Origin of the sequence: Kitasatospora sp. NPDC036755, from assembly GCF_040636595.1 — a bacterium.
Lineage (GTDB): Bacteria > Actinomycetota > Actinomycetes > Streptomycetales > Streptomycetaceae > Kitasatospora.
The window spans coordinates 14,399-27,585 of sequence record NZ_JBEZUT010000006.1 but is presented as its reverse complement, the minus strand read 5'-3'; the positions used below and the strand labels follow the sequence as shown (position 1 = coordinate 27,585).

Sequence of the window (13,187 nt, the reverse complement as noted above, 5' to 3'; positions counted from 1 at the left end):
CGCAGTTTTTCTGCGACTACGTTCTGTGTTGTCACAGTGGCGAAGAGTCATGGATTGGCGTCCCTTTCGCTGCCGCCTGCCGGTAGCCACTGTCCATCTGGCGCGATGGAGGAGCTGGAGTTGTGTGCGAGCGAGGTGATCGCCAACGCGCTGGTGCACACGGGGGAGCGATGCGTCGTCTCCGTCCGCTGGCGCAGCGGGCGGGTGCGGGTGGAGGTGGCTGACCGAGGGGCGGAGCCGCAGGTCAAGGACTGCGACGAGAAGGCGACCAGCGGGCGCGGCCTGCTGCTCGTGGAGGCGCTGGCGGATGCGTGGGGGTGGTACCCGGTGAAGGTGGGCAAGGTGGTGTGGTTCGAGTTTCCCGAAACCAGCGAAGCGCCGCGCCCCACGCGGGGGTGGGGCACGGCGCTCGGTCTGCGAGGGCCAGGTCAGGCGAAGAAGGCGTCCAGGATCTGCTGGGCCGCCAGCCCCGCAGGGAGGGTGCCGGCGCGGACCTGGGATTCCAACTCCGGTGTCAGACGGCGTACTTCAGGGTTCTCGTGGAGGCGGGCGTAGAGCTGGTCGTGGACCATGGACCAGGTCCACTCGACCTGCTGGTCGCGGCGCTTCGCCGCCAGCGCGCCCGTGGCGTCGAGGACCTTGCGGTGCTGCCGCAGCCGCTCCCACAGCACGTCCAAGCCCGCCCCGTCGCGCCCGCTGCAGGTCAGCACCGGCGGGGTCCAGGCCGCGTCGGGTGCCTGCAACAGTCGCAGTGCGCCCGCGAGTTCGCGCGCCGCCGCCTTGGCGTCGGTCTCGTGCGGGCCGTCCGCCTTGTTGACGGCGATGACGTCCGCCAGTTCCAGGACGCCCTTCTTGATGCCCTGGAGCTGGTCGCCGGTCCGCGCCAGGCTGAGTAGCAGGAAGGTGTCCACCATCCCCGCCACGGCCGTCTCGGACTGGCCGACGCCCACCGTCTCGATGAGCACCACGTCGTAGCCGGCGGCCTCCATCACCACCATGGATTCCCGGGTGGCCTTGGCGACCCCGCCGAGCGTCCCCGAGGTCGGGGACGGCCGGACGAAGGCGGCGGGGTCGACGGCGAGCCGTTCCATCCGGGTCTTGTCGCCCAGGATGGAGCCGCCCGTCCGGCTCGACGTCGGGTCGACGGCGAGGACCGCGACCCGGTGGCCCTGGCCGGTGAGCATCGTCCCGAAGGTGTCGATGAAGGTCGACTTGCCGACGCCGGGCACCCCCGTGATGCCGACCCGGACGGCCCCGCCCGCGTGCGGCAGCAGCCGCTGGAGCAGCTGCTGCGCGAGCGCGCGGTGGTCGGGCCGGGTGGACTCGACGAGGGTGACGGCGCGCGCGATCCAGGCGCGCGAGCCGTCCAGTACGCCCGTCACATAGCTGTCGAGGTCGATCGTCCGCGGAGGCATGCGATCAGTCGATCACAGCTCGTGGCCGAGATCGGCCGCCAGGGACTTCAGCAGGTCGTACGCCGCCTCCGGGATGACCGTCCCCGGCGGGAAGACCGCCGCCGCGCCGGCCTCGTACAGGGCATCGAAGTCCTGCGGCGGGATGACGCCGCCGACCACGATGGTGATGTCCTCCCGTCCGGCCTCGGCGAGTTCGGCGCGCAGCGCGGGCACCAGCGTCAGGTGGCCGGCGGCCAGCGAGGAGACGCCGACGATGTGCACGTCCGCCTCGACGGCCTGGCGGGCGACCTCGGCCGGGGTCTGGAACAGCGGGCCGACGTCCACCGTGAAGCCGAGGTCGGCGAAGGCGGTGGCGATGACCTTCTGGCCGCGGTCGTGGCCGTCCTGGCCCATCTTGGCGACCAGGATGCGCGGCCGGCGGCCCTCGGCCCGCTCGAACCGCTCGACCAGGTCGCGGGTGCGCTGGAGGGGGGCCGACGGGCCCGCTTCGTCTCGGTACACACCCGAGATGGTACGGATCTGGCCGGAGTGGCGGCCGTACACCTTCTCCAGGGCGTCGGAGATCTCGCCGACGGTGGCCTTGGCCCGGGCCGCGTTGACGGCCAGGTGCAGCAGGTTGCCGTCCAGCGAACCGCCGCGCTGCGGGCCGGCCTCGGCGGCCCGGGTCAGCGCGTTCAGGGCGTCCCGGCACGCGGTCTCGTCGCGCTCCTCGCGCAGTCGGCGCAGCTTCTCGATCTGCCGTGCCCGCACGGAGCTGTTGTCGACCTTGAGCACGTCGATCTGCTCGTCGCTGTCCACCCGGTACTTGTTGACGCCGATCACCGGCTGGCGGCCGGAGTCGATCCGCGCCTGGGTGCGGGCGGCGGCCTCCTCGACGCGCAGCTTGGGGATGCCCGCGTCGATGGCCTTGGCCATGCCGCCGGCCGCCTCGACCTCCTGGATGTGCTCCCAGGCGCGGCGGGCCAGGTCGTGCGTCAGCTTCTCGACGTACGCCGAGCCGCCCCACGGGTCGATGACCCGGCAGGTGCCCGACTCCTGCTGGAGCAGCAGCTGGGTGTTGCGGGCGATCCGGGCGGAGAAGTCGGTGGGCAGGGCGAGCGCCTCGTCCAGGGCGTTGGTGTGCAGCGACTGGGTGTGGCCCTGGGTCGCGGCCATCGCCTCCACACAGGTACGGGTGACGTTGTTGAACACGTCCTGGGCGGTGAGCGACCAGCCGGAGGTCTGCGAATGGGTGCGCAGCGAGAGGGACTTGGGGTTCTTCGGGTCGAACTGCTTGACCAGCTTGGCCCACAGCAGCCGGGCGGCGCGCAGCTTGGCGACCTCCATGAAGAAGTTCATGCCGATCGCCCAGAAGAACGACAGCCGCGGCGCGAAGGCGTCCACGTCCAGCCCCACGTCGAGGCCCGCGCGCAGGTACTCCACCCCGTCGGCCAGGGTGTAGGCCAGTTCCAGGTCGGCCGTCGCACCGGCCTCCTGGATGTGGTAGCCGGAGATGGAGATCGAGTTGTACCGGGGCATCTTCTGCGAGGTGTACGCGAAGATGTCCGAGATGATCCGCATCGACGGCTGCGGCGGGTAGATGTAGGTGTTGCGGACCATGAACTCCTTGAGGATGTCGTTCTGGATGGTCCCCGCGAGCTTCTCGGGCGGTACGCCCTGTTCCTCGGCCGCGACGATGTAGAGCGCGAGGACCGGCAGCACGGCGCCGTTCATGGTCATCGACACCGACATCTTGTCCAGCGGGATGCCGTCGAACAGCTGGCGCATGTCGTAGATCGAGTCGATGGCGACGCCCGCCATGCCGACGTCGCCGGTGACCCTCGGGTGGTCGCTGTCGTAGCCGCGGTGGGTCGGCAGGTCGAAGGCGACGGACAGGCCCTTCTGGCCGGCCGCGAGGTTGCGGCGGTAGAAGGCGTTGGACTCCTCGGCGGTGGAGAAGCCCGCGTACTGGCGGACGGTCCAGGGCTGGTTGACGTACATGGTCGGGTAGGGCCCGCGCAGGTACGGGGCGACGCCCGGGTAGGTCTCCAGGAAGTCCAGGCCGGCCAGGTCGGCGCCGGTGTACAGCGGCTTGACGCCGATGCCCTCGGGGGTGTCCCAGAGCAGTTCGTCGACGTCCTTGCCGGTGGACCGGCGCCAGGCGGCCTGCCACTGGTCCTCGGTGACGCCTGAGGTGCCTGAGGTGCCTGAGTTGACGGTGGCGCCGCCGGCGCCGCCGTCCAGCTCGATTCCGGTGAAGTCGGGGATCATCGAGCCGCTCCGATCTGGTCCAGCAGGGAGGTCAGGACGGCGATCGCGTCGACTCCCGCGTAGATGAACTCGTCCACTCCTGCGGGCAGTTCGCCGAGCCGCCCGGCCAGCAGAACCCGCTCGGCGCCGGCCGCCTTGAGGGCCTCGGTGACGGGTGCGGCGTGCTCGGCGTACAGGGCGTCGCTGGAGCACAGGCAGGCGACGGTGGCGCCGGAGGCCCGGAAGGCCTCGGCGAAGGCCGCCGGGTCGACGGACTCGGCCGGCACCGTCGCGATGCCGCCGGCCTGGAACAGGTTGGCGGCGAAGGTGGTGCGCGCGGTGTGCGCGGAGGCGGTGCCGATCGAGGCGAGGAAGAGGCCCGGGCGGGCGCCGTGCGCGGCGGCGTGGGCGTCCGAGCGGTCCCGCAGCGCCTCGTAGGCCTCGGCGCGGCGCACCCGCGGGAGCCCGCCGCCGAGCCCGGCCGGGGCCGGCTCACGGACCAGCGGCTGCTCGTCCAGGTGCGGGAACTCGCTGACGCCGGTGACGGGTTCGCGCCGCTTGGCGAGGCGGACGGACCGCTCCGACCAGGTCGCGGCGATCCGGTCCCCGACCAGTCCGGTGGAGAGGGCGGCCGACAGGCCGCCGGCCCGCTCGATCTCCTGGAACCAGGCCCAGGCGGCCCGCGCCAGCTCCTCGCCCAGCTGCTCGACGTACCAGGAGCCGCCGGCCGGGTCGATCACCCGGGCCAGGTGGGACTCCTCCAGCAGGATCGCCTGGGTGTTGCGGGCGATCCGGCGGGCGAAGGCGTCGGGCAGGCCGAGCGCGCTGTCGAAGGGCAGCACGGTGACGGAGTCGGCGCCGCCGACCCCGGCGGCCAGGCAGGCGACCGTGGTGCGCAGCATGTTCACCCACGGGTCGCGGGCGGTCATCATCACCCGGGAGGTGACGGCGTGCTGGTGCTGCGCGGAGGCGGCCGGGCCGGCCCCCGAGGCCTCGGCGACCCGGGCCCAGAGGCGGCGCGCGGCACGGAACTTGGCGATGGTGAGGAACTGGTCGGCGTCCGCGGCGTAGCGGAACTCCAGCTGGCCGAGCGCGTCGTCCAGCGGGAGTCCGGCGGCGGTCAGGGCGCGCAGGTAGGCGACGCCGGCGGCCAGCGAGCAGCCCAGCTCCTGGGCGGGGGAGGCTCCCGCCTCGTGGTAGGGGAGGGCGTCGACGGTGAGTGCCCGCAGGCCGGGGTACCCGGCGGCGCAGCGGGCGGCCAGCGCGGTGGCCCCGGCGAGCAGTCCCTCGGTGCGCTCGGCGAGGCCGGTGCGGGCCTGGAGGCCGAGCGGGTCGGCGCCGAGGTTGCCGACGGCGGCGCCGGGGGAGACCTCGCGCTCCTCGTACAGTGCGAACAACTGCTCGGCGGCGGCGGTGAATTCGGCGCCGGCGTCGAGTACGACGGCGGCCAGGTCCAGGTAGACCCCGGAGAGCGTCTCGGGGAGGGCGTCCACCGGGAGGCCGGTGTCGCCCAGCTCCAGCCAGAGCGAACTCACGCCGTGCTCCAGGTCGGCGAGCACGGCCTCGTTGGCACGCCGGCGGTCCGGGTCGGCGTGCCGCTGGCGGACGTCCCACCCGGCCACGGCGGAGCCCTGCGGCCGGCCGCCGCGCACGAAGGGCGGGAAGCCCGGGTAGCCCGGGTCGACGGCGGTGTCCTCGGCGGTGTACAGCGGGCGGGCGCTCAGCCCGTCCTGGAGCCGGGTGGTGAGCGCCTGCTCGGCGGCGGGGCCGTCCTCGGGCTGGGCGCCGGACTTGCGCAGCACGCCCTGGACGAGCTGCTGCCACTGCTCTCGGTGCGCGGCCGGGAACTCGGCGGCGAGGGGGAGACCTTCGGGCGGGACCTTCATGTCCGCAGGTTAGCGCTCGTTCGCAGGGCCGCAGGAGGGGGAATCCGTGTGACCTTGCCCTCGGTCCGGCCGGGATCGGAGCACTTCGGGGGGCCTGGAGTGCCAGGAACGCCGGGGCGGGGTGTCCGAGGTCAACGCCGATGGCACGGAACGCGATCGATGTCCCGTCATGCCGTCAAATCGTCATGATCAGGGGGATTGCGGAACCCGGCCCCTCATCTATTAAGTTACTTCGAAGAAGGTGGGTGGGGCAGTACCCCCCCGTTGCTCGTCCTGCCCGCCTTCACCGTCCCCGGCCCCGGTCGGGCCGTCCCCCGGCCCCGTCCGGAGCGTCCCCAGATTCCCCCGAAGGAGAGCGACCGCCATGGGAAAGCGCCGCAAGCCCAGCCCCCCGAGCCGGGCCCGCATGGCAGTCCTCACCACGGCCATGGCGGCCGGCGGTGCCGTCCTGGCGTCGGGTACCGCCCACGCCGAGCCGACCCCGAGCCTCGCCTCCGTCAAGGAGCAGGTCGACCAGCTCAACGAGGATGCCGAGCAGGCGATCGAGAAGCACAACGGCTTCCAGGCCAAGCAGCAGAAGCTCCAGGCCGAGGCCGGCCAGATCCAGGAGAAGGTCGCCCGCGGCCAGGAGGCGATGAACGAGCTGCGGACCCGGCTCGGCGTGGTCGCCGCCGACCAGTACCGCACCAACGGCATCGACCCCTCGGTCCAGCTGATGCTCGACTCCGACCCGTCCGCCTACCTGGAGCGCGCCTCGGTGCAGAACCAGGTGTCCGACACCCAGGCGAACCTGCTCAAGCAGGCCCAGGACGAGCAGCGCAAGCTCGACCAGGACCGCGCCGAGGCCACCGCCACCCTGGCCGCGCTCGACCAGGTGGGCACCCAGCTGGCGGAGCAGAAGAAGGACATCCAGACCAAGCTGGCCCAGGCCCAGGAGATGCTGAACAAGCTCAGCGCCGAGGACCGGGCCAAGATCAACGCCCAGCAGAGCGCCGAGAAGGCCAAGGCCGAGGCCCAGCAGGCGGCCGCCGCGGCCGCGGCCGCCGCCAAGGACCGGGCCTCCCGCTCCAGCGACCGCCCGGACATGAACGCCCCGGTGCCGTCGGCCTCCGGCCGGGCCGGCGCCATCATCGCGTTCGCCCAGGCCCAGCTCGGCAAGCCGTACGGCTGGGGCAAGAACGGCCCCGCCTCCTTCGACTGCTCGGGCCTCACCAGCCAGGCCTACCGCGCGGCGGGCGTCACGATCTCCCGGACCTCCGAGGAACAGTGGAAGGACGGCCCGCACGTGGACCGCGCCAGCCTGCAGCCCGGTGACCTGGTCTTCTTCTACAACGACCTGCACCACGTCGGCCTGTACATCGGCGACGGCAAGATGATCCACGCCCCGCGCACGGGCAAGAACATCGAGGTCCTGCCGATCTCCGCGATGCCCTACATGGGCGCCGTCCGCCCGGCCTGACCGTACGCCCGCCGTGGCCCGTTCCCGCTCCGGCGGGGGCGGGCCGCCGGCGTTTCGGGGCCGCGTGGCGCCGCTCGGCGGGCCGGTGCCGTCGGGGAGTGTCCGGCGGCGGCGCCGGCGGGCCGGTCAGAGTGCGGCGAGCCGGCGCAGCAGGTGGGCGGGATCGGTGAGGCCGCAGGCCCGGCGGACGGCGGCGTCGTGGGCGGCGGCGAGGGCGTCGAGGCGGGTCAGCCGGGTGCGGCCCTGGCGGGAGAGGTGGGCGGTGATCCGGCGGCGGTCCTGGTCGTCCTGGCGGCGGTAGACCAGGCCGGAGTCGGCCAGCGAGTCCACCAGCCGGCTCAGGCTGGCCTGCGGGATCAGCAGGGCCTGGGCCAGTCCGCCCATCGCGTGCCCCCGGCCGTCCGCGAGGACGCGCAGCAGCCGCCACTGGTCGACGGTGCAGTCTTCCTCCGCCAGGGCGGCGGCGAGGCCGCCGGAGAGCCGGCGGTGGGCCAGCGTGACCAGCTCGACCAGGAGCGGCTCAGGCAGGGCCGGGTCAGGCAGGGCCGGCTCGGGCAGGGCCGGCTCGGGCAGGCCCTGGTCCCCGGCGGCGCCGGGGGAGCGGCCCTCGACCTCCGGTGCGGCACCAACTGAGCTCATCGGACCCTCCCGTTCCGGCCTTTCCCGATATCGGCGGTACGACGATACTCGCACTGTGAGCGTCGAGGTGAGCTTGATCGATCCGCTCGACGCGCTGCACTCGGTCCACGAGGGGACGGCGTTTCGGGTGGGCCTCGTCGTGCCGCAGTCCGGTCCGCTCGGGCTCACCGGCCCGTCCGCGCTGGACGGAGCCCTGCTCGCCGCGCACGAGGTCAACGCGGGCGGCGGGGTCCTCGGCCGCCCCCTGGAGCTGGTCCTGGTGGACGGCGGCGGTGCGCCGGGCCGGGTGGCCGGAGAGGTGCGGCGGCTGCTGGCCGCCGGGGTGCTGGACGCGCTCGCCGGCTGCCACACCAGCGATGTGCACCGGGCGGTCGAGGCCGCCGCCGCGGGCCGGATCGCCTACGTCTTCACCCCGCCGCACGAGGGCGGCTCCCGGCTGCCGGGTGTGCTCTGTACGGGGATCGACCCGGCCCGCCAACTCGGCTCGGCCATGCGGGAGCTGACGGCCAGTCACCACCTTCGGCGCTGGGCGCTGATCGGGAACGACTACATCTGGCCGCGATCCGTCCACCGGTCCGCCGAGGGGCTCGCGGCACGGGCCGGCGCCCGGGTGGTGCTGGAGCGGAGGGTGCCCTTCGGGGCGGTCGAGGAGCGGCTCGAACCGCTGCTGGACGCGCTGCGCGACGCCCATGCGGACGCCCTGCTGCTCAGTCTGATCGGGCGCGACCTGGTGCACTTCAACCGGGCGCTGCGGCGCAGCGGGCTGGACCGCACGCTGGTGCGGCTGTCCGGGGCCCTGGAGGAGAACGGCCTGCTCGCGCTCGGCGGCGACGACACCGGGACGCTGTACGCCGCGATGCCCTCCTTCGCGACGCTGCCCGAGGAGCGCCGGCAGAGCCTCGCCGAGCGGCACCGGGCGCTGTGCGGCCCGTGGGCGCCGGTCCTGGACGCGTACGCGGTGGGCCTGTACGAGGGCCTGCACCTGCTCGCCGACCTGGCGGCCCGTCGGGCCCTGGCCCCGGACGGACTGCTGGCGGCCGCCGCCGAGCTGCTGCACCGTGAGGACGCGGGCCGGGCGTCGATCCACCTCGCCCGGGCCGAGGGGCTCGGCTTCGCCGTCCTGCCGCGCTGAGCCCCGCCTCCGGCGCACCACGTCCCCGGTCCCGTCGCCCGTGCCGAGGGCGCCCCGTTTCTCGCCAGGTGGAATGTCGGAACGAAACCCTTCCATCTGGAAATAGTTCCCCCTACAGTCTCTCCACACACCCCGCAGGGTCGTCACGGAGAGAGAGCACCATGGCCGACACACCCGCGCCCAAGGGCATCGAGAGCTACGGCTACCAGCAGGAACTGCGCCGTTCGCTCGGCTTCACCGACCTGCTCGTCTACGGGCTGGTGTTCATGGTGCCGATCGCGCCCTTCGGCATCTTCGGCGGCGTCTTCCAGGGCTCCGGCGGCATGGTCGCCCTGGCCTACGTCCTCGGCATGGTGGCGATGATGTTCACCGCCCTGTCGTACGCCCAGATGTCCCGGGCCTTCCCGATGGCCGGCTCGGTCTACACCTACGCGGGCCGGGGCATCGCCGCCCCGGTCGGCTTCCTGTCCGGCTGGATGATCCTGCTCGACTACGTGCTGGTGCCCGGACTGCTGTACCTGATCGCCGGCGTCGCGATGAACTCGCTGGTGCCGTCCGTCCCGGTCTGGCTCTGGCTGATCGGCTTCGTGCTGCTCAACACCGTGGTCAACTACCTCGGCATCGAGACCACCAACCGGGTCAACAAGGCGATGCTGATCGGCGAACTCGTTGTGCTGGCCCTGTTCGTGGTGGTCGGCGTGATCGCCCTGGCCAACGGCAAGGGCCGGGGCTTCGACTTCACCCCGCTCTACAACGCGCACACCTTCTCGTGGAGCCTGGCCTTCGGGGCGGTCTCGATCGCGGTGCTCAGCTTCCTCGGCTTCGACGGCATCTCCACCCTCTCGGAGGAGAACCGGGACTCCGCCAAGGCCATCGGCCGGTCCATGGTCGCCGCGCTGCTGCTCGCGGGCACACTGTTCATCGTGCAGACCTGGGTGGCCTCGCTGCTGGTCGCCGACCCCGACGCGCTGATCCGGGACGGCGACCCGAACGGCACCGCCTTCTACGACGCGGCCCGCACCGCCGCCGGCGGCTGGCTCGCCACGCTGACCGCGGCCTCCACCGCCGTCGCCTGGGGCTTCGCCAACTCGCTGGTCGCCCAGGCCGCCACCTCCCGACTGCTGTACGCGATGGCCCGCGACCGCCAGCTGCCCGCCTTCCTGGCCCGGATCCACCCCACCCGCCGGGTGCCCGTCAACGCGACGCTCCTGACCGCCGGGATCTCGCTGGTGCTCGGCCTCTACATGGCCTCGCGCGAGGACGGCATCACCCTGCTGAGCACCTTGGTCAACTTCGGCGCGCTGACCACCTTCCTGGTCCTGCACGTCGCCGTGGTCGTCCACTACCTGGTCCGGCAGCGCAGCAAGGACTACTGGCGGCACCTGATCGCCCCCGCGCTCGGCTTCGCGATCCTCGCGTACGTGGTGGTCAACGCCAACATCGCGGCTCAGCGGCTCGGGTTCGTCTGGCTGCTCGTCGGCGGGATCGTGCTTGCCGGGCTGATCGCGACCGGACGCAAGCCCCGGCTGGCCGTGGCCGAGGCCGAGGCCGGGTCGGGCACCGACGCCGCCCCGGCCGCCCCGGCCGCCCCGGCCGCCGCGGACTCCGCGGACTCCGCCGCCGGGAGCACCACCACCACGAACACCGGCACCACCGCGAACGGCACCACCCCCAAGGAGAACCAGTGAGCCTGCCCGAGACCGTCACGCTCAAGCCCACCCCGGAGGACTACGCGTACACCTTCGGCGGCCGCGCCCCACTGGTCACCGTCCAGCCCGGCACCGTCATCGAGCTGACCACCGAGGACTGCTTCGGCGGCAAGGTGCGCGGCACCGGCGACCTGCCCAGCCAGGTCTGCGTCTTCCCCTACCTCAACCCGGTCACCGGTCCGATCGCGGTGGCGGGCGCCGAGCCCGGGGACGTCCTCGCGGTGCACTTCGTGGAGATCACCCCCGCCCGGGACCACGGCATCTCCAGCACCTTCCCGCACTTCGGCGCGCTGACCGCGACCCACAGCACCGCGATGCTGCACCCGGCCCTGGAGGAGCGGGTCTGGGTCTACGACCTGGACGTGAAGGCGGGCGTCTGCCGGTTCCGGGCCCGTAGGAGCGAGTTCACGGTGGAGCTGCCGCTCGACCCGATGCACGGCACGGTCGGCGTCGCCCCGGCGGCCGGCGAGGTGCTGGCCTCGATCACCCCGGGTGCGCACGGCGGCAACCTGGACACCCCCGAGATGCGGGCCGGCACCACCGCCTACTTCGGGGTCAACGTCGAGGGAGGCCTGCTCGCCATCGGTGACGGCCACGCCCGTCAGGGCGAGGGCGAGGTGTGCGGCACGGCGGTGGAGGCCGCGATGCGCACCACCGTGATCGTCGACCTGGTCAAGGGCGGCGGCCCGGCCTGGCCCCGGCTGGAGAACGACGACTTCCTGATCAGCACCGGCTCCGCCCGACCGCTGGAGGACGCGTTCCGGATCAGCCAGCACGACCTGGTCGGCTGGACCGCCGGCCTCCTCGGCCTGGACCAGCTCGACGCCTACCAGCTGGTCAGCCAGGCCGGGCTGGCCCCGGCGGCGAACGTCTGCGACACCAACTACACGATGGTCGCCAAGCTGCCGAAGAACCTGCTCGGCCGGGCCCGCGCCTACGACGGGCTGCACGACCGGCTGCGCGCGACCGCCGGGGCGTACCTGCGGCACCGGTAGCAACGCGGGGCCGGGCGCGCCGGGTTCAGCCCCGCGGGTCAAGGTCCCGGCAAATCCCGCAGCCCACCCCGAGCCCCCGCCCAGAGCCCTCACCCCGCCCCCACCCCCGAGCCCCCACCCAGAGCCCCCACCCCGCCCCCACCGCGGGCCCGTCGGCACCCCCAGGCCGACGGGCCCGCGCGGTGTTCCCGGCGGGTGTCGCCGTTGTCCGGCGGGGCTACGGGTGCGGCGCGCAGACCAGCAGGTAGGGGAGCAGCGGCAGCGCCGCCGCCCCGAGCCCCCACACCGGCCGGCGCCGTCCGCTCGACGGCCGGGCCAGCCGCCGCACCCGGGTGAGCACCCCGGTGGACGCCGCGTCCAGCGGGCCGCCGCCCGCCGGGGCTCCCCGGCCGGGAGTGTCGGCGGTCGCCAACGCGCAAAGCGCGGAGGCCAGTTCACTCCGCGACACCTGGGCCAGCGCCGCGTCGTCGGCCGCCATCTCCAGCAGCAGGGCCACCTCGGAGCGCCCCAGCCGGGCCAGCGGCAGCGGCCCGAGCAGCAGCGCGAAGGTGTCGGCGGGCAGCCGGAAAAGATGGTGGCGGCCGCGGATGTGCCCGCGCTCGTGGGCGACGGCCGCCGCGAGCCGGCGCTCGTCCAGCAGCCGCAGCGCCCCGCGTGACAGCACGACCCGGGCGCGGCGCCCGGGCAGGCAGTAGACGGCCGGACGCGGGTGCTCCAGCACCAGCGCGTCCCAGCGCCGGTCCCGTGCGGCGACCAGGTCCAGCATCGCCCGGTGCCGCCGCCGGGCCCGTCCGGTGCGCAGGCCGACGGCCGTCACCAGGGCGGCGAGCAGGGCCCCGCCGACGGCGAGCAGCCACCAGTCGTGGGTGTGCGGAAGCGCCGGAACGCCCGGGCCGGGGCCCCGGACCGGGCCGAACAGGCGGAGCAGTCCGAGGAGGCCGGCCGGCCGGTGGGCGAAGGGCTCCGCCGCGTGGTGGGCGGTGAGCAGCAGACCCACCGTGAACGAGGCCATCAGCGCCAGCCAGAGCGCGGCGCCCGCCACCGGACGGGCCTGGATCCGGGCGGAGCCGGCCAGTCGGCGGGGCAGCAGGACACCGGTCACCACCAGGTGGAGGCAGAGCAGCGCGAGAGTCACTCGGGGCCCCGGGACTTCACCTGTTCGAGGGCGGCGAGCAGGGCCGAGGCCTCGTCGCCGCTGATCCGGTCGACGAAGTGGAGCAGCGCGCCCGTCCGGTCGGGGGTGGTCTCCAGCGCCTGGTGCATCAGCCGGGCGGTGTACTCCTCGCGGGTGCAGGTCGGTTCGTACACCCAGGCGCGGCCGACCTTGGCGCGGCGCAGCCAGCCCTTGGTGTGCAGGATGTCCGCGACCGTGGTGACGGTGGTGTACGCGACGGCCCGCTCGTTCTGGAGGTCGTCCACCACCTCGCGCACCGTGGCGGGCCGGGCCCAGGACCAGAGCCGGTCCATGATCTCGGCCTCCAGATCGCCGAACCCCCGTAGCACCGCCCTCTTCTCCCTCGCCGAGCCGGCCGCCGGCGCCCTTCGCCCGCCGGACCGCGGCCCATGGTACGGAAGAGCGCCGGGCGCCCGCCCTCGAATCGAGGGGGCGGACGCCCGGCGCGTCGCGGGTGGTGTCCAGCAGGTGGTCGGCCGGTGTCCAAGCCGTGTCCGAGGACGCCCGCTGCCCCTCGGACACGGACGGCGGCGTCCCGGGGCCGCCGCT

At 73.6% G+C, this 13,187-nt stretch carries 10 protein-coding genes and 1 pseudogene; 5 read left to right on the top strand and 6 right to left on the bottom strand.

The genetic code is table 11. From position 1 onward, the window contains the following. Window positions 1–36 precede the first annotated feature (36 nt). Window positions 37–357, top strand: a pseudogene (locus AB0E96_RS02050) (ATP-binding protein); the annotation flags it as partial. 71 nt (window positions 358–428) lie between these two features. Here AB0E96_RS02050 and meaB read toward each other — a convergent pair. The 3 genes from meaB to mutA are packed head-to-tail and all read right to left on the bottom strand — an operon-like array spanning window position 429 to window position 5,530. Beyond that, window positions 429–1,415 (bottom strand): methylmalonyl Co-A mutase-associated GTPase MeaB, encoded by a 987-nt coding sequence (gene meaB, locus AB0E96_RS02045; RefSeq protein ID WP_359817385.1) that lies wholly within the window; start codon window positions 1,413–1,415, stop codon window positions 429–431. A 12-nt stretch (window positions 1,416–1,427) separates the two neighbouring features. Further along, window positions 1,428–3,665, bottom strand: a complete 2,238-nt coding sequence (scpA, locus tag AB0E96_RS02040) for a methylmalonyl-CoA mutase (RefSeq protein ID WP_359817384.1) — start codon at window positions 3,663–3,665, stop codon at window positions 1,428–1,430. Beyond that, window positions 3,662–5,530, bottom strand: a complete 1,869-nt coding sequence (gene mutA, locus AB0E96_RS02035) for a methylmalonyl-CoA mutase small subunit (RefSeq protein WP_359817382.1) — start codon at window positions 5,528–5,530, stop codon at window positions 3,662–3,664. Before mutA ends, scpA begins: the two co-directional genes overlap by 4 nt. 364 nt (window positions 5,531–5,894) lie before the next feature. Here mutA and AB0E96_RS02030 point away from each other — a divergent pair, with 364 nt between their 5' ends. Beyond that, a complete protein-coding gene (locus AB0E96_RS02030; protein WP_359817380.1) occupies window positions 5,895–6,989 on the top strand; it encodes an NlpC/P60 family protein in 1,095 nt (364 codons plus the stop codon). A 126-nt stretch (window positions 6,990–7,115) separates the two neighbouring features. Here AB0E96_RS02030 and AB0E96_RS02025 read toward each other — a convergent pair whose 3' ends face one another. Then, window positions 7,116–7,628, bottom strand: coding sequence for a MarR family winged helix-turn-helix transcriptional regulator (locus tag AB0E96_RS02025; RefSeq protein ID WP_359817378.1), 513 nt, complete (start codon window positions 7,626–7,628; stop codon window positions 7,116–7,118). A 55-nt stretch (window positions 7,629–7,683) separates the two neighbouring features. On the opposite strand from AB0E96_RS02025, the gene AB0E96_RS02020 reads away from it, so the two are divergent. The 3 genes from AB0E96_RS02020 to AB0E96_RS02010 all read left to right on the top strand — a co-directional run bounded on the left by AB0E96_RS02020 (window position 7,684) and on the right by AB0E96_RS02010 (window position 11,464). After that, a complete protein-coding gene (locus AB0E96_RS02020; RefSeq protein WP_359817376.1) occupies window positions 7,684–8,760 on the top strand; it encodes a substrate-binding domain-containing protein in 1,077 nt (358 codons plus the stop codon). 161 nt (window positions 8,761–8,921) lie between these two features. Continuing rightward, window positions 8,922–10,448 (top strand): APC family permease, encoded by a 1,527-nt coding sequence (locus tag AB0E96_RS02015; RefSeq protein WP_359817374.1) that lies wholly within the window; start codon window positions 8,922–8,924, stop codon window positions 10,446–10,448. After that, window positions 10,445–11,464: an acetamidase/formamidase family protein gene (locus AB0E96_RS02010; RefSeq protein ID WP_359817372.1), complete on the top strand. Its 1,020-nt coding sequence runs from the start codon at window positions 10,445–10,447 to the stop codon at window positions 11,462–11,464. The genes AB0E96_RS02015 and AB0E96_RS02010 overlap by 4 nt, the downstream gene beginning before the upstream one ends. A gap of 217 nt (window positions 11,465–11,681) precedes the next feature. On the opposite strand, the gene AB0E96_RS02005 is transcribed toward AB0E96_RS02010, so the two are convergent. Then, window positions 11,682–12,599 carry a M56 family metallopeptidase gene (locus AB0E96_RS02005; RefSeq protein WP_359817370.1) on the bottom strand — a complete coding sequence of 306 codons (918 nt, stop codon included), beginning with the start codon at window positions 12,597–12,599 and terminating at the stop codon, window positions 11,682–11,684. Beyond that, a complete protein-coding gene (locus AB0E96_RS02000; protein ID WP_359817368.1) occupies window positions 12,596–12,967 on the bottom strand; it encodes a BlaI/MecI/CopY family transcriptional regulator in 372 nt (123 codons plus the stop codon). Before AB0E96_RS02000 ends, AB0E96_RS02005 begins: the two co-directional genes overlap by 4 nt. Window positions 12,968–13,187 lie beyond the last annotated feature (220 nt).